At 43.6% G+C, this 19,678-nt stretch carries 19 protein-coding genes, 1 tRNA gene and 1 pseudogene; 12 read left to right on the top strand and 9 right to left on the bottom strand.

Going from position 1 to position 19,678, the window contains the following annotated elements; genetic code table 11:
• Nucleotides 1-90: 90 nt before the first annotated feature.
• Genes ESP131_RS12070 through ESP131_RS12060 form a run of 3 tightly spaced genes read left to right on the top strand, consistent with a single transcriptional unit; the run spans nt 91 to nt 2,646 of the window.
• Complete coding sequence (locus ESP131_RS12070; RefSeq protein ID WP_051656283.1) at nt 91-1,281, top strand: HD domain-containing protein; 1,191 nt, start codon at nt 91-93, stop codon at nt 1,279-1,281.
• Nucleotides 1,282-1,292: 11 nt separating this feature from the next.
• Nucleotides 1,293-2,252 carry a CobW family GTP-binding protein gene (locus ESP131_RS12065; RefSeq protein ID WP_047393931.1) on the top strand — a complete coding sequence of 320 codons (960 nt, stop codon included), beginning with the start codon at nt 1,293-1,295 and terminating at the stop codon, nt 2,250-2,252.
• Nucleotides 2,245-2,646 (top strand): reverse transcriptase-like protein, encoded by a 402-nt coding sequence (locus ESP131_RS12060; RefSeq protein WP_029341965.1) that lies wholly within the window; start codon nt 2,245-2,247, stop codon nt 2,644-2,646. Before ESP131_RS12065 ends, ESP131_RS12060 begins: the two co-directional genes overlap by 8 nt.
• A gap of 22 nt (nt 2,647-2,668) precedes the next feature.
• Here ESP131_RS12060 and ESP131_RS12055 read toward each other — a convergent pair whose 3' ends face one another.
• On the bottom strand, nt 2,669-3,973 hold the full coding sequence (locus ESP131_RS12055) for a hemolysin family protein (protein ID WP_047395515.1): 1,305 nt from the start codon (nt 3,971-3,973) through the stop codon (nt 2,669-2,671).
• 116 nt (nt 3,974-4,089) lie between these two features.
• Between ESP131_RS12055 and fumC the strand changes: the two genes are divergently transcribed.
• Entirely contained in the window at nt 4,090-5,484 is a 1,395-nt protein-coding gene (gene fumC, locus ESP131_RS12050) for a class II fumarate hydratase (RefSeq protein ID WP_029341963.1), read from the top strand.
• 80 nt (nt 5,485-5,564) lie between these two features.
• Complete coding sequence (locus ESP131_RS12045) at nt 5,565-7,082, top strand: GGDEF domain-containing response regulator (protein WP_029341962.1); 1,518 nt, start codon at nt 5,565-5,567, stop codon at nt 7,080-7,082.
• 50 nt (nt 7,083-7,132) lie between these two features.
• Here the strand turns inward: ESP131_RS12045 and ESP131_RS12040 are convergent, their stop codons facing one another.
• Genes ESP131_RS12040 through ESP131_RS12030 form a run of 3 tightly spaced genes read right to left on the bottom strand, consistent with a single transcriptional unit; the run spans nt 7,133 to nt 9,066 of the window.
• Nucleotides 7,133-7,609 carry a dihydrofolate reductase gene (locus ESP131_RS12040; RefSeq protein ID WP_029341961.1) on the bottom strand — a complete coding sequence of 159 codons (477 nt, stop codon included), beginning with the start codon at nt 7,607-7,609 and terminating at the stop codon, nt 7,133-7,135.
• Nucleotides 7,606-8,400 carry a thymidylate synthase gene (locus ESP131_RS12035; RefSeq protein ID WP_029341960.1) on the bottom strand — a complete coding sequence of 265 codons (795 nt, stop codon included), beginning with the start codon at nt 8,398-8,400 and terminating at the stop codon, nt 7,606-7,608. The genes ESP131_RS12040 and ESP131_RS12035 overlap by 4 nt, the downstream gene beginning before the upstream one ends.
• A 48-nt stretch (nt 8,401-8,448) precedes the next feature.
• The gene (locus ESP131_RS12030; protein WP_069940814.1) at nt 8,449-9,066 is read right to left on the bottom strand and encodes a hypothetical protein; all 618 of its coding nucleotides are present in this window, start codon (nt 9,064-9,066) and stop codon (nt 8,449-8,451) included.
• Between the two features lie 225 nt (nt 9,067-9,291).
• On the opposite strand from ESP131_RS12030, the gene ESP131_RS12025 reads away from it, so the two are divergent.
• Entirely contained in the window at nt 9,292-10,962 is a 1,671-nt protein-coding gene (locus ESP131_RS12025) for a glycoside hydrolase family 13 protein (RefSeq protein ID WP_029341958.1), read from the top strand.
• 262 nt (nt 10,963-11,224) lie between these two features.
• Here ESP131_RS12025 and ESP131_RS12020 read toward each other — a convergent pair whose 3' ends face one another.
• From ESP131_RS12020 to ESP131_RS12010, 3 genes are all read right to left on the bottom strand, one after another.
• Nucleotides 11,225-11,581, bottom strand: a complete 357-nt coding sequence (locus tag ESP131_RS12020; protein WP_029341957.1) for a PilZ domain-containing protein — start codon at nt 11,579-11,581, stop codon at nt 11,225-11,227.
• A 59-nt stretch (nt 11,582-11,640) separates the two neighbouring features.
• On the bottom strand, nt 11,641-12,339 hold the full coding sequence (locus ESP131_RS12015) for a queuosine precursor transporter (RefSeq protein ID WP_029341956.1): 699 nt from the start codon (nt 12,337-12,339) through the stop codon (nt 11,641-11,643).
• 126 nt (nt 12,340-12,465) lie between these two features.
• Nucleotides 12,466-12,948: a GNAT family N-acetyltransferase gene (locus ESP131_RS12010; protein ID WP_047395528.1), complete on the bottom strand. Its 483-nt coding sequence runs from the start codon at nt 12,946-12,948 to the stop codon at nt 12,466-12,468.
• A 204-nt stretch (nt 12,949-13,152) separates the two neighbouring features.
• Here ESP131_RS12010 and ESP131_RS12005 point away from each other — a divergent pair, with 204 nt between their 5' ends.
• Both ESP131_RS12005 and ESP131_RS12000 read left to right on the top strand, forming a co-directional pair.
• Nucleotides 13,153-13,467, top strand: coding sequence for a hypothetical protein (locus ESP131_RS12005; RefSeq protein ID WP_023468579.1), 315 nt, complete (start codon nt 13,153-13,155; stop codon nt 13,465-13,467).
• 41 nt (nt 13,468-13,508) lie between these two features.
• On the top strand, nt 13,509-14,300 hold the full coding sequence (locus tag ESP131_RS12000) for a class I SAM-dependent methyltransferase (protein ID WP_231925629.1): 792 nt from the start codon (nt 13,509-13,511) through the stop codon (nt 14,298-14,300).
• A 55-nt stretch (nt 14,301-14,355) separates the two neighbouring features.
• Here the strand turns inward: ESP131_RS12000 and putP are convergent, their stop codons facing one another.
• Nucleotides 14,356-15,828, bottom strand: a complete 1,473-nt coding sequence (gene putP, locus ESP131_RS11995; protein WP_047395531.1) for a sodium/proline symporter PutP — start codon at nt 15,826-15,828, stop codon at nt 14,356-14,358.
• A gap of 260 nt (nt 15,829-16,088) precedes the next feature.
• Nucleotides 16,089-17,264 (bottom strand): MalY/PatB family protein, encoded by a 1,176-nt coding sequence (locus tag ESP131_RS11990; protein ID WP_083254816.1) that lies wholly within the window; start codon nt 17,262-17,264, stop codon nt 16,089-16,091.
• 438 nt (nt 17,265-17,702) lie between these two features.
• Between ESP131_RS11990 and ESP131_RS11985 the strand changes: the two genes are divergently transcribed.
• The 4 genes and pseudogenes from ESP131_RS11985 (at nt 17,703) to ESP131_RS11975 (ending at nt 19,660) form a co-directional block, all read left to right on the top strand.
• Nucleotides 17,703-17,773: transfer RNA gene (locus tag ESP131_RS11985), tRNA-Thr, on the top strand.
• An 89-nt stretch (nt 17,774-17,862) separates the two neighbouring features.
• On the top strand, nt 17,863-18,750 hold the full coding sequence (locus ESP131_RS11980; RefSeq protein WP_069940813.1) for a helix-turn-helix domain-containing protein: 888 nt from the start codon (nt 17,863-17,865) through the stop codon (nt 18,748-18,750).
• A gap of 94 nt (nt 18,751-18,844) precedes the next feature.
• Nucleotides 18,845-18,943: pseudogene (locus tag ESP131_RS17080) on the top strand (helix-turn-helix domain-containing protein); the annotation flags it as partial.
• Nucleotides 18,923-19,660, top strand: a complete 738-nt coding sequence (locus ESP131_RS11975) for a hypothetical protein (protein WP_425323778.1) — start codon at nt 18,923-18,925, stop codon at nt 19,658-19,660. The pseudogene ESP131_RS17080 and the gene ESP131_RS11975, both read left to right, overlap by 21 nt.
• The last annotated feature ends 18 nt before the right edge of the window (nt 19,661-19,678 follow it).

The following is a 19,678-nucleotide window of genomic DNA, read 5'->3' as shown; positions in this document are numbered from 1 at the left end:
TTTAGAAAACGCTTACAATATCTGCTTAATAGTAGTCGTGATGAAATCGTGTCTGCTATGATATGAATGAAGAAAAAGGAGTGAGATGACGTGATTCAATTATTTAAGGCACTTCCAGAAGTGACGATGCCTCCTTATGAAAATGTTGATTTTTCCATTAATCAGTCGAATCAACCGATTGGATTTTCGATTGATACATGTGCTCCCGGTGAACGAGTGGAAGAGGTCCTACTTGTTGCCTCTGGTGAAATCCGTACTGGTCAAACCGGACGAGAATGGTTACAATTCACGTTCAATTCGCCCGCTGGATCTTGTAAGGGAAAACAATGGATCAATCAAGGAACGGCAGAAGAAGCACTTCGTCCCTATCTCGAAACACGAATCGTTCGGGTCGAGGCAAAGGTAGAGGAATATCCGCCGCAATCCGGAAACAAATCATTGACCGTTCAGCGTGTCACTCCGATTCATGATGCCTCACCGACGCAGTTCTTGCCACAGTTACCTGCAGGTGAATCGCTTGAAACATACCGTGATCAGTTGCTTGGATTAGTCGGTCAGCTTGATTCTCCTCATCAAGAAATCGCGCTCTCGATTTTGCGACAGTACTGGGCAGATTTTTCGACACGACCGGCTGCTCTTTTTCATCACCATGCCTATATCGGTGGGTTGCTGAAACACACTGCTTGTATGATGACGATTGGTCGAGGAATTTGTGATAGTGAACAACCATACTTGACGCTACTCAAATGTATTCAAGAAGCAGAAGCCGATCATAAAAATGAACTATTCCAAGCAGCTGAACGAGAGATACGTCAATTTTCTTGGGATGATAGTTTTGATGCTCTCTATCAAGCGGCAAAAGGGATTGCACTGTTAGATCAACGTCCAAATCCGAACGAATTGTTACTCGGCATTTTATTGCATGACATCGGAAAGCTATGGGAGTATACACATGCAGGGGCTTCGGCAGATCGTTTTTCAAGACTGCTGCACGTAACAGAGGAAGAGGAAGAACTGGCGGGCATTGCGCTTGATCTGGACGGCGTGTTGATGGGGCATATGCCATATGGATGTTTTGTTCTCGAACAAACACTTCGAGAAGAAGATATCCGATTACCGCGTGCTGTTTATCACCGTCTCATGCATATGGTATTATCACACCATGGTAAACGCGAGTGGGGATCAAGTGTTACGCCGCAAACGACAGATGCTTGGTATCTCCATGCGATCGATCTACTCGATGCACGAAAAGAAAAATGGCGTCAGCAACAAGGACGCTAAGGAGTGAAATCATGCAAGACAAAATACGTACGACTGTCATTACTGGTTTTTTAGGTGCCGGTAAAACTACGCTACTCAATCATCTCGTTTCTCAACCGACAGAAAAGTTTGCGTTGCTCGTCAATGAAGTAGGTTCTGTTCATATTGATGAAGCATTGATTGAACGAAGTGACGAAGAGATGATCGAATTGACGAATGGCTGCATTTGTTGTTCGATTCGCGGTGATTTACGGGATGCGTTACTACGGATCGCAAAACGCCGTCGAGATGGGGAGCTATCGTTTGATCGATTATTGATTGAGACGACAGGCGTCGCTGATCCAGGACCGATTCTACAGACATTCTATTTTGAGCCGGCTGTTGAACAGTCCTATCAGATTTCCAGTGTCGTCACAGTCATCGATGCATATCATTTAGAACGTCAACTGACGTTCCAAGAAAATGTGAAACAAATCGGTTTTGCTGATGTCCTTATCTTAAATAAGATGGATTTAGTTGATGTATCAGAGCGCGAAACGTTGACCGCTTTACTGCGCGAACGAAATCCTTCTGCAGCCATCATTGAAACGGAACAAGGTCAACTCGAATCAGATCGACTGTTTGAAACGTTCCATTTTCCAAAAGAAGAGCAAGTACGACTTAGTCAACAAACGGATCAGATTCATCAATCGGTTGAGGATTTCACGGCATTGACGATTGTCGAGGAACGACCGTTGAACCGGAATCGATTCGGAATGGTCCTACGTGAGGTGTTAGAGGCGTATGCGGAAGACCTCTATCGCTATAAAGGGATCATTCATTTTGCAGATACGGATCGAAAGGTCATTTTACAAGGTACTGGCATGATTTACGGAACAGCGATTAGAGAACCATTTAGCGAACAACCAAAGACGACGCTCGTCTTCATTGGGAAAGGGCTAGATGAACAAGCGATACGAAAAGGAATCGAGGCGGCAATTGAACATGGTTGAACTTTATTTTGACGGTACGGTCCGTCCTTCGAATGATGAAGCGGCGGTTGGAGTTTTTAGTAAAAATTCCGAGGGCGAAGTCACGGAAAAAATGTATCAAATTCAAGCAATCAATAATCATGAGGCAGAATTTATTGCTTTTTCGAAAGCTGTCGAGTGGGCGCACGAACTCATCGCACAAGGCGAGAGTGTCATTTCGTTTCGGACGGATTCAGAAGCAGTTGCACTCGCGGTCGAACGCGAATTCGTCAAGAATAAACGAACGCAGACGATCTTTGATCCTGCCTTTGCGCGTTATCAACTCTTACCACTCGCTTTTGTGAAGTGGATTCCACGGTCGGAGAATAAAGCAGATCGTGTCGCACGAGAGGCGTTACGATTATACGAAGCATGATTGACGACAAACACCCCTATCCTCACGGTAGGGGTGTTTGTTTATGTTCGATGCGCTCAATCAAAATTTGGTCGACGCGTCGTCCGTCTAAATCGACGACTTCAAACCGATACGGTCCAATTTCGACAGTACTCCCACGGGAGGGTACATCACCTAACGTATATAAAATTAAACCAGCAACCGTATGATAGGCGTTCAACTGTTCTCCAGGTAAGTCATCTGTATAACCGAGCGTTCGTTTCAAATCATCGATGTGCAATAATCCATCAGCGAGGAACGACCCATCTTTCCGCATGACGAGTTCCGGTTCTTCCTCGACGCTTGAAATCTCACCGACAAATGCTTCGAGAATATCAAATAAAGTAATCATACCGAGGAACCCCCCGTACTCGTCTAAAACGAAAGCAATTGATACAGTTTCCTTCCGCATCCGTTCGAGTAAAACGGTTGCTTTTAATTGACGGGGAACAATCAGCGGTGACTGAATCAGTCGTTCCAGTTCCTGGACAGGTCGTTCCGTTGATAGCACTTCTTTCGCATCAATGAAACCGACGAAGTGATCCAAGTCACCATGACCAACCGGTAAGTTTCGATGTCGCGCTTGCCGAAGCTCTTGTAAGATCGTGTCGGAGTCATCCGCTAAGTCAATCCATTCGGTAACGGTACGCGGCTCCATCAGTTCGTAAGCGTACAAATCATGAAAATCAAACACACGAGAGACTTGCTCCGCTTCAGACCGGTTGAAGGTTCCCTCTTGCGTACCACGAATCAGTAATTGCCGGACTTCGTCTTCCGTCTCGTCTTCTGTCTGTAGGCGATCCAAACCAATCAAACGGAAGATGGAACTCGTCGACTTACTTAGAACCCAAATGAATGGTCGAAGCACGATTGAGAAAAAACGCATCGGTGGGGCAAGCCACATCGTAACCCGTTCTGGACTGACAAGGGCGATACGCTTAGGAACAAGTTCACCGATGACAAGCGAAATATAGGTAATGATCGTTACGACGAGAATATAGCCAATTGTACTGGCATAAGGAGCCATCCATTCAAATTGAGCGAGCCAGTTGATGACAGGACCAGATAATGCGGCACCACCAAATGCACCATTGACGATTCCGATCAACGTGATGCCGACTTGTACGGTCGATAACAGATCGGTCGGGCGATCGAGTAACTCTAACGCGACATGGGCTGACTTCTTACCATTATTCGCTGCTTTTTCCAATTTCGAACGTTTTGAGGAAAGCAAAGCGAGTTCGGTCATCGCAAAAATGCCGTTTGCCAGAATCAATAACAAAACAATCATTAAATTTATCAACCACATAAAATCTTCACTCCTTTTTCGATAATAAACTATTCCCCAAAACTGTCTCCCTCATTCCCATTCCGCAAGCTTTCCGGTAAACTAGAAGAGAAGTAATCAAAAGGGGGAATTTGTTTATGGAATACCGTGTAGAACGTGACACGATGGGGGAAATTCGTGTACCAGAAGCGCAGGAATGGGGCGCACAAACACAACGTAGTCTAGAAAACTTTAAGATCGGAACGGAAAAAATGCCGATTGAAGTCATTCGTGCCTTTGCAGTCCTGAAAAAAGGAGCAGCACTTGCGAACCGTGACTTAGGCGTGCTTGAGGCAGAAAAAGCGGGTGTCATCGCTGAAGTATGTGACGAAATCATCGCGGGGAAATTCGATGATGAGTTTCCGCTTGTCGTTTGGCAAACGGGTTCAGGTACACAATCCAATATGAACGTCAACGAAGTGATCGCTCGGGTCGCGACACGCAAGTTAAAAGAACAAGGTAGTGAGACGACAATTCATCCGAATGATGACGTCAACAAATCACAAAGTTCAAATGATACATATCCGACAGCAATGCATTTAGCGGCAAAAACAGTCTTGCTGGAATCACTATTCCCAGCGATTGATGCTCTGCATGCGACACTTGACGAAAAAGCGAACGCGTTTGCGGATATCGTCAAAATTGGACGGACACACTTGCAAGATGCTACACCGATCACACTCGGTCAAGAAATCAGTGGTTGGGTCCGGATGCTTGCACTTTCGAAGCAAATGATCGAACGGACGCTTGATCCGTTAACGGAATTAGCAATCGGCGGTACGGCAGTCGGAACCGGCATCAACGCTCATCCTGAGTTCGGTGATTTGGCTGCGAAAAAGATGAGTGAAGAAACGGGATATGAATTCACAAGCGCGGAAAACAAATTCCATGCCTTAACGAGCCACGATCAACTCGTCTTCACACATGGAGCGGTCAAAGCGCTAGCGATGGACGCGATGAAGATCGCGAACGATGTCCGCTGGCTCGCATCAGGTCCACGAGCAGGAATCGGTGAAATCACGATTCCAGAAAATGAGCCGGGAAGCTCAATCATGCCGGGGAAAGTCAATCCGACTCAAAGTGAAGCGTTGACGATGGTCGCAGCGCAAGTTCTTGGAAACGATGCAACGATTGGTTTTGCTGCAAGTCAAGGGAATTTCGAACTAAACGTCTTTAAACCGGTCATCATGTATAACTTCATTCAATCCGTTCGTTTATTGACAGACGCCTTGCATTCGTTCAATGACCATTGTGCGATCGGAATCGAACCAGAACAGTCCGTCATCGCTGAAAACGTCGAACGTTCGTTGATGCTCGTCACTGCACTCAACCCGCACATCGGATATGAGAATGCGGCGAAAATTGCGAAAGCGGCGCATCAGTCAGGATCCACTCTAAAAGAAGCAGCACTTGCGACAGGTTTATTAACAGAAGAACAATATGATCAATGGATCGTACCAGCAGATATGGTCCGTCCGAACTTAAAAGCGTGAGTTGAAAAAGCGGGGGAATTCCCTCGCTTTCTCTTTATCCGAGGACGGTTCTTCGGATCTATAGAAAGAGAGGGGATTGGATGGAACGGAGTCGAAAACGGGCAGAAAAACAACTGCAACAAACGATTGTCATGGTAGAGACATTACTTCGAATGCCGAACGTACCACGGACAGAATTGCTAGCTTTAGCCAGCTGGCTCGAAGGACTCGGGAGAGAAGAGCTCTTTAAGGGACTCGCTGATCAAGTCAGCCGTGAAAAAGTGACGTGGGAACAAATGGACGCTGTCATTTCGCAGTCAAGCGTCAAAGAATTGCTGCAACCCATCGTCGATCAGTTGTCGGAACGCTCACGCGCCAATCGAATTCGAAAAGAATTGGTGGTCACTGTGACAAGACGTTTTCTTGAAAATATCAAATGGAAGAAATCGCTCGAACAGGAGCGCTATATGTCACGATTCTTCAGTTCGGTGGAAGACACGTTGTCGATATCACATGATATTGCGATGGATGCCGTCATCATCGACCATGCATCTATCGTGGATTCATTAGAGTTGTTTAAAAAACTGATCAAACAAATGGAGTCGGCATTCGTTCCCGTCATCATCGTAGGTCCGAACCGGTCTGAAATTCGTCAAGTCAGCTATGAGATGGGAGCCGATGACTACTGGGATGAAACAGTGCCGAATGAAGAACGGCATGTTCGTCTAGCGAGACTCTTACGAAAATTAAGGGTCGTATCTTCGACGATCTTGGTCGATGAATTGACGGGAGCTTATAATCGGAAATATCTCCAAAATGCTTTTGATCGTCGCGTAGCACGTCTCGAACGTGAACAGCGGACATTTGGGCTAGCGATTTTTGATATCGATCATTTTAAGCGGATCAATGATTTACATGGACATCCAACAGGGGATTTGGTCCTTTCCGAATTAGCTACCGTCGTTCAACAAGCTGCTCGTCTCGACGATGAATTCATTCGTTTTGGTGGTGAGGAATTCATCTTATTGTTTTCAGCAGAAACATTACCGCAAGCAGTTGCGAGTATGAATAAAATTCGCGAGCGCGTCGAGCGCCATATTTTTGCGAACGGATTAAAAGTAACGATTTCGATTGGTCTATCCTTTTCTTTTGATCTCCACACATCCCTGGCGCAAGCAACAGCGGAGGCAGACGAAGCTTTGTATCAAGCGAAACGTAACGGCCGTAATCAAGTGGTGTCCTATTCGACAGCGATATCCATCGAAAAAATACCGGTCTATATCCGTGTCGAGCAAGGATTGCTCAAACAGGTACATACTCTTGATATGCCGGATCATCCGAAATACCATATTGAGGTGATTCCGCTAGACGATCGACGGACGACGCAATTACAATTGGCGATTCTTTCACTTGATCAAGTAGTAAGAGAGAACTTTGTACGATTAGAAGAGTGGAGACAACAACGGGAATCGATCATTGATATTTTGGTCGTGACGGATCAAGAAGACGATCGTTTAGCCAATGCGCTATCATGCGGTGCGACAGACTATATCATGACCTCACAGATCGATTCTGATATGGAGGAATGGATTACTGAATGGATCATGCAAATTCCATAGAAAACCAGCCACATTCGTCCGTTACACGGAGCAATGTGGCTGGTTTTTGGTTACTGATCATATCGACGAATGATGAACGGATAATCGTTTCCCTCGACCGCATCATAATGTATTTCGGAAGTAATCTGAAATGAAGACGGGATTTCGGGATAATGTACATCTCCAGAAAGAACCGCATCAATTTCGGTGACATACAAGCGGCGAGCAAGAGGAAGCGTTTGAGCAAACAACTCTCCACCACCAATTAAAAAGACTTCTTCTTCTGAATCGACGTATGGTTGTAAAGCAGATAGATCATGCCATACCGTTACACCTTCGGCTGCAAACGTCTGATCGCGCGTAATGACGATGTTCTCTCGACCGGGCAACGGTCTTCCGATGGATTCGAACGTCTTTCGTCCCATGATGATCGGTTTGCCAATCGTCGTACGTTTGAAGTGAGCCAAATCAGCTGGAAGATGCCAAGGCATCGCATTGTCACGACCGATGACATGATTTTTTGTATACGCTACGATATGTGTGATCATACGGCTACCACACCTTTAATGTGAGGATCAGGATCATAGCCTTCAATGATGATGTCTTCGAAGCGGAAGTCTTCGATACGATCGACTGTTCGAGCGAAGCGCAGCGTCGGTAATTTTTTAGGGGTACGTGTCAACTGAAGATTGACTTGTTCCACATGGTTCGAATAGATATGAGCGTCACCGAGCGTATGAACGAAGTCTCCGACTTCAAGTCCACACACATGAGCAATCATATGTGTCAGTAACGCATAAGATGCAATATTGAATGGTACGCCTAAGAAAACATCAGCTGAACGTTGATACAATTGGCATGATAGTTTTCCGTCAGCGACATAAAATTGGAACAAGAGATGACAGGGCGGTAAAGCCATCTCATCGACTTGTCCAGGATTCCAAGCACTGACGATCAAACGACGAGAATCCGGATTCGTCTTGATCTGTTCAATGACTTGTGCCAGCTGATCAACCGTCGTGCCATCTGGACGTGGAAAAGAGCGCCATTGTGCTCCGTAAACAGGACCTAGATCTCCGTTCTCATCTGCCCATTCGTTCCAAATCCGCACACCATTTTCCTGTAGATAACGAATATTCGTATCACCCGAGATGAACCAAATCAACTCATGGATGATCGACTTCATATGTAACTTTTTCGTCGTAATGAGAGGAAAGCCATCTTGAAGGGAGAAGCGCATTTGGTGACCAAACACGCTGAGCGTTCCCGTTCCCGTCCGGTCTTCCTTTTTTGTTCCGTGTTCCAAAATGTGTTCGCAAAGTGCATGATATTGTTCCATCGGATGACAGCTCCTTTTCAAAAAATCCAAATTTCATTGTACCATAAATTAAGATTTTGTGGATGTCGGTAAATGTCTTGCGAATAGATAGCGGAATAAACCAAAGAGCGGAATCACGTCTTGCCACTTTAATGACTGTGCATTCCGAAGACGAATGCGCCGAAGCAAATAGACTTGTAGAATGTAGAATAATAACAAATCGACGGTCATCGTTCGAACGAATTGATTGGTCTCAAAGTAGATGCGGAATATACTCCAATCAGACCGAGCAAGAGCAATCCACAGCAATAATGTCGTCACGACGCTAAGTAAGGCGACGACGGTCGGAATCCATCCTCGACGACGAAAAGGAAGAAAAGTTTTCCTAGGAATAGCGAGAGCGACATAAGGCATCAACACGAAGGCACCTAAGAAGAAGGATCCAATACTTGCGACGAGCGGTCCGGGTCGCATGAATCGTTTCTCATCTAGAAATAGTAAAAAGAAAGCGAACGGATAAATACCGAGTAAGGCAAATAAACTTAAAGCAGAAGTATCAAATTGACTTTGGTCGAAACGTAAAAACGAAATCAAGAAACCTTCCGGAAAGACACGATTATTTCCAAATAATAAGATGAAGACAATAGCAATCGTCCAGACAAGGAAGAGCAAATATCGACGATACATTTATCCACACTCCTTTCTCATACCTTTCTTTCCCATCATCTTGGATGTAGTAAACACCTGTATTTCATATTTCATGATATCAAATATGTAGAGGTTCTTGCTTGAGCACCTCTCATGGACATGTTAAGATGACGTTGTGAGAATTGAAAGCGCTTTTACGAATTGATGCAATCGTTTGCTCAATATTGTAGCACGTTACGTACATAAAAGAGGAGAGTGTTGAGGATGGAACGTAAATGGTGGCATGATAGTGTCGTTTATCAAATTTACCCACGTAGTTACAATGATTCAAATGGGGATGGAATCGGTGACTTGAATGGGATCATCGAAAAGTTGGATTATTTGAAGACGCTTGGTATCGACGTCATCTGGCTAAGTCCTGTCTACGATTCACCGAACGACGATAATGGCTATGACATCCGTGATTATGAAGCCATCATGAAGGAATTCGGAACGATGGATGATTTTGATCGTCTTCTAGATGAGGCACATGCACGAGATATCAAAATCGTCATGGACCTCGTCATCAATCATTCGTCAGATGAACATCAGTGGTTCGCGGAATCGCGTCAAAGCAAGGACAATCCGTATCGGGATTATTACATGTGGCGCCCAGCAAATCCAGACGGTTCGCTACCAAACAACTGGGGATCGATTTTCTCTGGACCTGCCTGGGAATATGATGAAACAACGAATGAATACTATCTTCACTTATTCTCGAAGAAACAGCCTGACTTGAACTGGGAAAATGAACAGATGCGTCACGATGTGTACGGGATGATTCGTCGGTGGTTGGATCGAGGGATTGACGGTTTCCGAATGGACGTCATCAACTTGATTTCGAAGACACCGGGACTACCAAATGCGACGGTCCATCCAGGAGCATTGTATGGAGATGGTGGAGAACATTATATCAATGGACCACGTGTTCATGAATTTTTACACGAAATGAATGAAGCCTCTTTCGGTAAATACGATGTCCTGACAGTCGGTGAGATGCCAGGAGCGACGACGGATGATGCCATTCTATATACAGATCCGGCACGTAAAGAGGTCAACATGGTCTTTACGTTCGAACATATGGATCTCGATTCAGGTCCGAATGGGAAGTGGGACGTCATTCCGTTTGATTTACTTAAACTCAAGCAAAATTTCACCAAGTGGCAGACGGCGTTACATGAGACGGGCTGGAACTCGCTCTATTGGAACAACCACGATCAACCCCGTGTCGTCAGTCGATTCGGTAATGACACGACGTACCGCGTCGAGTCAGCTAAGATGCTTGCTACATTGTTGCATTTGTTAAAAGGGACGCCATATATCTATCAAGGCGAGGAAATCGGCATGACGAACGTCGCTTTTGAAGACATCGCGGACTATGAAGATATCGAAATTCGGAACATGTGGAAAGAACGTACGGAACAAGGGGCATCACCGGCTGAACTACTACGTTCTATCCATATCAAAGGACGCGACAATGCGCGGACACCGATGCAGTGGGATGCGTCGGAGAACGCTGGTTTCTCGACGGGAACACCATGGTTGAAGGTCAATCCAAACTATCCGGAAATCAACGTCGAACAGGCGCTTGCAGATGAGCAGTCCATCTTTTATTACTATCAACAGTTGATTCGTCTACGACATGATCATGAACTCGTTGTGTATGGTCGCTATCAACTCTTACTCGAAGATCATCCGGAAGTATACGCCTACTCACGGACGCTTGAAGGGGAGACATGGTATGTCTACTGTTCGTTTGCGGATCATGATGTGAACATTCCGTCTACGCATGATACGTCAGACCGGGTCATCGGAAACTATGATGGGTCCGCTGTTACCGACGAACTCACGCTTCGACCTTACGAAGCCGTCGTCTTCCGTACGTTTGAAGGATGATTCATCTAGGCACAAAACAGAGGGCTGACTCAAAAAAGAATGACGCGTCTTTTCACGCCCTTTCCTCAGGCGAGACACAAGCCGGTTTTCCTGCTTCATTCAAGCAGGAAAGCGGGTCTTGTTTGTCTTTGAAGCGCATAAATGCGCTTATTCCTGTAAGAGTTGCGTGTGACGCGTCATTTTTTTACGAGAAAAGGGTGGCAGATCATCATTCTGCCACCCTTTCCTTTGTAGAGACTGACTTTTGAGTCAGCTAAATAAATTATCGTTCCAATTGAGCAACTTGTTTAACCTGAGCGATGATCGTATCGCGATCAGTCGTTGACGGATTGAGGCGGATGCCATACAGCCTCTCGGGACCCACTGGCTTCTCATGCAATAACTGACCTTCGATGCATAAAGGTTCTTGACCCTCGATCAATGAGAACTCAACAACGATTTTCATTGATTTGTGAAGTGGAAGTTTTAGTTCTGTGCTGATTGCTAGTCCGTTTGGTGAGATATTATGAATTTTCATCAGTCCATTGGGAGTACGCTGGTTATTTTTCAATAAATGAAATTCACCTGTTATTGGTTTTTTCAGCGTATATCGAAATGGTTCATTCCGTTTGATTTTCATGTAGGCACCTCCACTCCCATTATCCGACAATTTCGTCAAGTCTTCTAGTTTTTTTTAGGTCATGCAGCAGCGTCTGTCGATTGTTTCGTTGGGTGGATACGTTTTGCTAAATACATGAATGGTGTCGCGAACCAAGCGACGACGAATTTCGCAAGATACGTCGTAATGAAGATTTGCCACCAGATGGAGAAGGGCATATCGTGAAAGGCAATCGCACAAAACGTCAACGTATCAAGCAATTGACTTAATACGGTTGACCCTGTCGTCCGTAACCAAAGCTTACGTTCGCCTGTCTTCTGACGGATCTTTGAATAGATAAAGACATCGAATAGTTGCGAGACGAGATAAGCGGCAAGACTACCAACAGCAATCCATGGTAAGAGTCCAAACAATAAATGCAAGGAATCGGATGTTTCGAGTGCAGCCTTATCAGCAAGTGGTGTATACAAGAGACTGAACTGCATGAGGACGGTCGTCGTGATCAGGGAGAAGAACCCCATATAGACGCCTTTACGAGCGACCTGTTTTCCGTATTTTTCATTGAGGATATCTGTCGCTAGATAACAACTGCCATACACGACGTTTCCTAACGTGAAGACGAAACCAAAAATATCGACGGTTTGTGTAACTTGGATGTTTGCAATGATTGTTGCGATGGCAATCCACATCAACAATCCTGTCTTACCAAATAAATAATAACTGAAAATCAATAATCCCATCGTTAAAAAAATGGAAGGGATCCATAACCATTCGTTCATGAGATGTACTCCTTTCTGTTCATACAGATGAAAATTGTACGCTGAAATTCATCAACTGTCAAAGGTGACGAAGAGATGAGGGGCATTAAAAAAAGACCATGAGTTTCATGGTCTTTCGGACGGTCTTTAGCCCATTCGTTGCAGAGAGTACCGACGACGTCTTCCTTTGACGTAATAGTTCTCTGTCGACGTAAAATCATTCGCTTCCAAAATGCGTTTTGCAAACGAAGCGTGTGGTGATTGTTCAAGGACACGCGCGCGTACTTCGTGACGATCTAGTACCCCAGAATACGTCAATGCTTCGGCAACTGCTTGAGTAGCTAGACCCCGACGCGTATAGGGATCAAACACCATGAAGTCGAGTTGGAAGTAGTGACCCATTTTTAAGAGCAGAACCCGCCCCAGGATCGTATCCGCTTCAACGATATCAAAGTAATAATCTTCAGGATAGCTGTGCTCGACGGAATCAAAAGCTCGCTCTTCTCCAAGCTCATGGTCATACCCTTTGATTTCTTGCGGAGTCAGTCCATATGCTTGCTCGCCATACTTCAAGAAATGATCGTACTCAGCTTGATCGACATGACGTAATGTTCGACGTCTCAATTCCATCACAAAATCCTCCCTCATCCCAATTGATGCTTCGTTTACATTATAGCGATACCCTTCGTGCAATTGCAAAAATTAACTGGAATCGATCCGCAGGAAGAAATCTGAAAAAAGTCATTCTGTAATCATCTTGTGATTGTTTTAATTACCTCGGAATATGGTAAAGTAATGATGTAGACAACTGCATACTGGAAGGGGCTGGAAAACGTGTTCACAGAACGTGACGGAATCAAATTGCGTCTAGAGCAAATCGAACGATTGTATTCGGACTTGAATCGTGAAGCGAAACAATTGACGGAACGCTTACGCCAATTAGATGAACAAGGGGATGAAGTTCAACATGATCTTTCCCTTAATAAAGAAGACCGCGATCATTTGAAGTCAAGCATCGATGAGACGCTACAAGCACTCATGAAGCGGACGACGGTCGATGCAAAAGTCGAACAGGAAAAGCAAGAAGATCTGATTTCGAAAAAAGCATTGATTGAAGACATCGAAGGATTATTGAAGAAAAAGAAATGAGCTAGCTCCGGCTAGCTTATTTTTTTATGGAGGAACACATTATGAAACCAACCATTGGACTGACGACATGTCTTCGTCCGACTGACGACGTACATCATCGTGTGAAGCAGTTGTTAGCGGATGAAACGATACATTTTATCTACGTCGTGCGTCAGAAAAAAAGCATAGAACACTTGCAACAGGAGACAGGGTTACCGGTGCTTGTCGTCGATAAACAGCGGCTTGATTTATATCCACTAGGTGAGACGACATCGTTCTTTTTCCATCCTTCAAGTGCGGTGTTTCGCATCAAACAAATTGATGCAGGTGGAGGAGATCCACTAGTTTCAATCGGACGCTTATCGGAAGGGATGCATGTGTTAGATTGTACGCTTGGACTCGGGGCAGATGCGATCGTCATGAGTCATGCCATCGGAGAGCGGGGGCGGATCATCGGTTTAGAGAGCCGGATTGAGACAGCATTTGTCGTCAAGAACGGATTAAAACGGTGGGAAGAATCCTACGAACCGATCAATCAAGCAATGCGACGAATTGAAGTGAAAGTCAAACACCATCTTGCCTATTTGAAAGAATGTCCGGATCATTCTTTTGATGTCATCTACTTTGACCCCATGTTCGAACAGACCGTCGAAGAATCGACGCACCTCGACGCTTTACGAACGCTTGCGAATTATGAAGCCTTATCCGAAGAAGCGATGATGGAGGCGAAGCGTGTGGCACGTCAGCGCATCGTTTTAAAAGCACATTATGAGAGCCCATTATTTGAACGGTTTGGGTTCGAACGAACAAAGCGGAAGTCGTCGAAGTTGCATTATGGTGTGATTGAACTGTAAGTCAAAAAAGACCTCTGCCGATTTTCCGGCAGAGGTCTTACTCGTTATTCGCTGATTATTGAACAGCGTCTTTTAATTCGTCTTCCATCTCTTCAAACGTTTCCTGAACGGCATTGACCGGTTGTTTCGTCATCAAGCTGACAACGACCGTAAAGATCAAGCTTGTGAAGAATCCAGGTACCATTTCGTAAAGCGTCGTACTAAGTCCGAGTTGAACCCAGATGATGACTGTCAAGGCACCTGAGATGATACCAGCCAGTGCACCTTGTTTCGTCATTCGTTTCCAGTAGAGAGAAAGCAAGATGATCGGACCAAAGGCAGAACCGAATCCAGCCCATGCATAACCGACAAGTGCAAGAATCGTCGCTGATGGATTCCAAGCGAGTACACTTGCGATGATCGCAACGACAAGAACGGCAATTCGACCTGTTAAGACGAGTTCTTTATCTGATGCATCTTTTTTCAAGAACGTCTTATAAAAATCTTCTGTCAACGCACTTGAAGTAACAAGCAATTGTGATGAAATCGTCGACATGATTGCTGCAAGAATCGCAGCCATTAAGAATCCTGTGATATACGGGTGGAATAGTACATCCGAGAAACGAATGAAGACTGTTTCCGGATCACCCAGTCCATTGCCTTGTCCTTCGAAATAGGCAATCCCAACAAGACCAGTCATCATCGCACCGATGATTGAGACGAACATCCAACCGATCCCGATACGACGGGCACTTTTTAAATCTTTAACGGAACGAATCGCCATAAAGCGGACGATGATGTGTGGTTGACCGAAGTAACCAAGTCCCCAGGCAAGGAATCCGATGATTCCAAGTGCAGTTGTTCCTTTGAGTGGATCAAACAACGAAGGGTCTAATTTTTCAGCATAGTTGTATGCACCATCGATTCCACCGACGTCCGTTAATGCGACAATCGGTACAAGAACGAGTGCGATGAACATGATACAGCCCTGGACGAAATCGGTCCAACTAACTGCGAGAAAACCGCCAAAAAGTGTGTAGGCGATTACGACCGCAATCGTCAAGAGCATACCATAGTGGTAATCAAATCCGAATGAACTGACGAACAATTTTCCGCCAGATACGATTCCAGCTGATGTGTAGAACGTGAAGAAAATGATGATGACGAGTGCTGATACAGTACGAAGCACGCGTGATTTGTCTTCAAAACGATTCTCTAAGAAATCAGGAATCGTAATCGAGTCGTTCGCCATTTCCGTATAGAGACGGAAACGTGGTGCGAGTACGATATAGTTTACGTAACATCCAATCAATAAACCGAGTGCGAGCCAAAGGGCTGATACACCTGTTGCATACATGGCGCCGGGAAGTCCCATGAGCATCCATCCACTCATATCCGATGCACCAGCAGAAAGTGCTGTGACACCTGGACCGAGATCGCGTCCGCCTAACATGTAATCTTCTGTATTCGTCGTTCGCTTGTAGGCAAAATAACCGATTGCCAACATGAGAACAAGATACAGGATGATCGAAATCCATTCTTGCGTCATAAAGTTAAATCCTCCAAATGCAATAGTTTTTTCAGCGATCAAGTACGTATTAACCAGTTCGCCAAATGATATGTTCCCCACCTTACAGGGGATAAAACGACTTTGCAAGTCACTTCAATTTCATAAAAAGTGCCGCCACGCCTAGTGCCTTAAGGGGTTGGGACGGTTTTAGTCCCTGTTGAAGTTCATCAATTTAAAATATTCAGAATAATTCAACAAAAAATAAATGACCCTAATGAATTAGGATCATTCGTGTCATGTTAATTTGTCCAAAACCGTTGGTATGCAGCGCTTAAGCGGTCTAGTGCCTGATCTAATTGTGCACGAGGACACCCGATATTTAAACGTTCAAATGTTTCTCCACCAGATCCGAACGAAGAACCATGCGTTAGGGCAATTTTGACCTCCTTGACGAGCCAATCTGCTCGTGTTTTACTGTCTAGTTTGAGTGCTTTGAAGTCGATCCACAACAGGAAAGTTGATTCTGGAATGACAACGTCTAGTTTTGGCATCTCTTGGCGAATCCGACGAATAGCATGGTCACGATTTCCTTCTAAATACACAAGTAATTGTGAAAGCCATTGTTCACTCGCAACATCACCATACGCTGCTGTAATAGCAGTTGAAGCTAATGCATTCGGGTGAACGAAATGACGCTGCTGGATACGCTCGATCTGTTGACGAATCGAGTTGTCAGGTACGATCAGATAAGACGCATAGAGACCCGGAATATTGAACGTTTTGGATGGTGCACTTACTAAAATGAGTTTTTCATAATCCAAACCAAGAATAGGCGTGTGCACGGAACCTGTATAGACGAGGTCCGCATGAATCTCATCGGATACAACATAAACATCATGTTGCTTCGCGAGTTCGACGATTTGTTGTAATTCTTCTCTCGGATAGACTTTACCGCTTGGATTATGCGGGCTACAGAGAATCATCATACGTGCTGTTCGCATTTGTCGTTCGAGAAGTGGAAAGTCGGTCTGGTACGTCTCACCGTCTAAAAGAAGCGGACTTTCAATGAGTTGTCGTTGATTAGACTGAATGATTTGATGAAATGGAGGATAGACCGGTGTTTGGATGATGATTTCATCACTTGGTTCAGTCAATGCTAGGACAGTATGCGCAAGTCCAGGAACGACACCGCTTGAATAAAGAATGGAATCAGTAGTGATTGATACGTCATACCGCTTTTGAAACCAATGCTGAATCGCTCGTTTTGCTTCGTCTTCAAACATCGAGTAACCGAAATGACCTGTAGCAGCACGTCTTGTCAATCGTTCTGTCAAATGGTGCGGTGGACGGACGTCCATGTCGGCAACCCACATCGGAATCAGCTCATCTGATCCATACAGCGAAGGGAGCCCGTCCCACTTGACGGATCCTGTATTTCGTTTCTCGATCGTTTCATCGAAATTGATTTGTTCCATCAGACTTCACTCCTGTTCTTCAATAATTGAATGACTCCATTTCACCATAGCGGATAGGGAGAGAGTGGGGCAAGTCGAAAAAATAAAGGTTTAACTTTTATTCGATAAGGAAATTACTAAACTCGAACCTACCATAACGGAACGGAGTGATGATCATGTTGCATTCTAAAGTAGTCGTCGGGCGATCGCCTGAAGAATTAGAGGAAAGACTAAATGACTTTTTTGAAAATAATGGGGTCGGATCGAACGCTATCATTACATTAAAATTTTCAACATTCGTTGCGTCTAAAGCGGATGAACATTATTCAGTTTTAGTCGTTTATGATAACTCGCTAACGAAAACTACATTGTAAATTAGTGACAAGAAGTTGAGCTGAAAAAGCATCGACTTCTTGTTTTGTCTTTTTCTATAAGTTATACTAGAATCAGGTTTTGCAAGCTTCCGTAGGTTAATGGCAGACCTCAGCAATGGTAATGCTGCAGTGCGAGTTCGATTCTCGCCGGAAGCATAGTCACGTCTTCCGTCTCAAGTGATATATACTTGAAACGGAAGATTTTTTTCATGAGTTCGATATTTTTGATTTGAGGAGTGACCTCCATGCATCCAGTCATTCAATCTGTTGGTGATAAGATCAAGCAAGAACGAAAAAAACAAGGAATGACACAAAAAGCACTTTGTGAGGGAATTTGTAGTCAGGCTGAAATCAGTAAAATCGAAAATGGTCGAAATTCACCGACGATTGATCTGTTGCAGCAGATTTGTCGAAGACTACGCATCCCGATTTCATTGTTTTTTGAAGATGAGATCGTCTCACAAAAATTAAATGAAATTGATCAAAGAATGTTGCGCCATATGAGAGAGAAAACTTACTCAGCTATGGAGAAGGATTTAGAAGAATATGCGAAATCAAATACTGTGTTTGAAATTCAAGTGTTAATTCGATATCATCAAAAGCTGTTATTACATGAAAAAGGAAACATCGATTTTAGGACATGTATTTCTGCGTTATTAAAATTAGTCATTGAAGAAAGTTTAGTTGAAAAGTCATTTCTTCTCTATACAAGAATTCAGATGGCAATCGCTGTTTTATATACGAATCATGAGGATTACATGCATTCTCACCAAATTTACGAAGAGTTATTAAAACTACCTTATCGAACACGCGAGTATAAAAAAATTAAAATGAAAATCATATATAACTACTTACGTAACTTATATCGATTAAAGAGATTTGAGGAAGGGTTAAAAGAAGTTGAACACGCAATAAAAGAAACAAAAGAGCTAGAAGATTTAACATACATTGGTCACTTTTATTATCAAAAGGGCTTCTTTTTAGAAGCGTTAAACGCTTCCGAGAAAAGTATTAAAGAAGCGTATACGATTGCTTATTCATTTTTCACAGCGACGAATAATCACGCATACCGAAAAATTCTTGAGACACATTTATCAGAGCTATTGCTATTTCCTGTAGATGGAAGTGAGTGAGGAATGATGAAGATGGATGATTTAACTTCATCAATCGGTGCAAAAATTAAACAATTACGTATCGAAAATCAAATGACCCAAAAAAGAACTATGTGACGGTATTTGTAGCCAAGCTGAGATTAGTAAAATCGAGAACGGCTTAAATTCACCAACCGTAGAATTATTACAAAAAATTGCCGCTCGTTTAAATAGTCCGATTGCACTTTTATTCGAGAATCCTCAAGCTAATGAAGAAATAGATTTTTTTGATAAATTTATTTCAGATCAACTTCGAGAAGAGAATTTTGATCAAATCATACAATTCATTTCAAAGTATGATTACAAAGATAATATGAATTTAATCATATTAAGTGCTTACTTTCGGATCATCGTGGATATGAAACAAAATCGGTTTGATTTTAGAACAGCCACTTCCTTATTAAGTAACCTTTTAAACGAGTATGATGTTTGGAACGAATCCATTTCTTTATTCATTCGGATTAAAACGGCAATTGCCAATATATATGCTGAACATGAGTTATATCATTTAACTACAGGTACTTATTCCGACATTGAAACGCTATTAGAACGACTCAAAAGTTCCCAATATATTAATTCTTTGATAAAAATCTATTTTAATCATGCTCAAATTCTTTTGTATCAAGATTTATTTGAAGAAGCGAATGTGTTTATTCAAAAAGGAATTAATTTATGCTTAGAATCTCAACAGACTTTTCTGTTAGGGCATTTTTATTTTCAATTAGGAAATTATCAAGTAGCTGTCGGTACCGCTTTATTTCAAAAGACATATACGATAGCTTATACATTGTTACACGCATTTGAATTTCAAACGACGAAACAATTAGTCGTTGACTTAAAGAAAGATTATTTATTGTTTACTTTTGAGTCTACCGTTAAACACGAAGCATGATTCAAAACACAGTGTGAC

Source organism: Exiguobacterium sp. U13-1 (assembly GCF_001750115.1).
Lineage (GTDB): Bacteria > Bacillota > Bacilli > Exiguobacteriales > Exiguobacteriaceae > Exiguobacterium_A > Exiguobacterium_A acetylicum.
Note: the sequence above shows the minus strand (reverse complement) of the source record. Positions and strands in the feature narration are given on the sequence as shown.

What these genes read in the sequence shown, in the direction of transcription:
- ESP131_RS12045 (WP_029341962.1), top strand. Translation starts at nt 5,565, where the DNA reads ATGGAACGGAGTCGAAAACGGGCAGAAAAACAACTGCAACAAACGATT.
- ESP131_RS12040 (WP_029341961.1), bottom strand. Translation starts at nt 7,609, where the DNA reads ATGATCACACATATCGTAGCGTATACAAAAAATCATGTCATCGGTCGT.
- ESP131_RS12030 (WP_069940814.1), bottom strand. Translation starts at nt 9,066, where the DNA reads ATGTATCGTCGATATTTGCTCTTCCTTGTCTGGACGATTGCTATTGTC.
- ESP131_RS11980 (WP_069940813.1), top strand. Translation starts at nt 17,863, where the DNA reads ATGCATCCAGTCATTCAATCTGTTGGTGATAAGATCAAGCAAGAACGA.
- ESP131_RS12025 (WP_029341958.1), top strand. Translation starts at nt 9,292, where the DNA reads ATGGAACGTAAATGGTGGCATGATAGTGTCGTTTATCAAATTTACCCA.
- ESP131_RS12035 (WP_029341960.1), bottom strand. Translation starts at nt 8,400, where the DNA reads ATGGAACAATATCATGCACTTTGCGAACACATTTTGGAACACGGAACA.
- ESP131_RS12060 (WP_029341965.1), top strand. Translation starts at nt 2,245, where the DNA reads ATGGTTGAACTTTATTTTGACGGTACGGTCCGTCCTTCGAATGATGAA.
- ESP131_RS12065 (WP_047393931.1), top strand. Translation starts at nt 1,293, where the DNA reads ATGCAAGACAAAATACGTACGACTGTCATTACTGGTTTTTTAGGTGCC.
- ESP131_RS12010 (WP_047395528.1), bottom strand. Translation starts at nt 12,948, where the DNA reads ATGGAATTGAGACGTCGAACATTACGTCATGTCGATCAAGCTGAGTAC.
- ESP131_RS12015 (WP_029341956.1), bottom strand. Translation starts at nt 12,339, where the DNA reads ATGAACGAATGGTTATGGATCCCTTCCATTTTTTTAACGATGGGATTA.
- fumC (WP_029341963.1), top strand. Translation starts at nt 4,090, where the DNA reads ATGGAATACCGTGTAGAACGTGACACGATGGGGGAAATTCGTGTACCA.
- ESP131_RS12055 (WP_047395515.1), bottom strand. Translation starts at nt 3,973, where the DNA reads ATGTGGTTGATAAATTTAATGATTGTTTTGTTATTGATTCTGGCAAAC.
- ESP131_RS12000 (WP_231925629.1), top strand. Translation starts at nt 13,509, where the DNA reads ATGAAACCAACCATTGGACTGACGACATGTCTTCGTCCGACTGACGAC.
- putP (WP_047395531.1), bottom strand. Translation starts at nt 15,828, where the DNA reads ATGACGCAAGAATGGATTTCGATCATCCTGTATCTTGTTCTCATGTTG.
- ESP131_RS11990 (WP_083254816.1), bottom strand. Translation starts at nt 17,264, where the DNA reads ATGGAACAAATCAATTTCGATGAAACGATCGAGAAACGAAATACAGGA.
- ESP131_RS12020 (WP_029341957.1), bottom strand. Translation starts at nt 11,581, where the DNA reads ATGAAAATCAAACGGAATGAACCATTTCGATATACGCTGAAAAAACCA.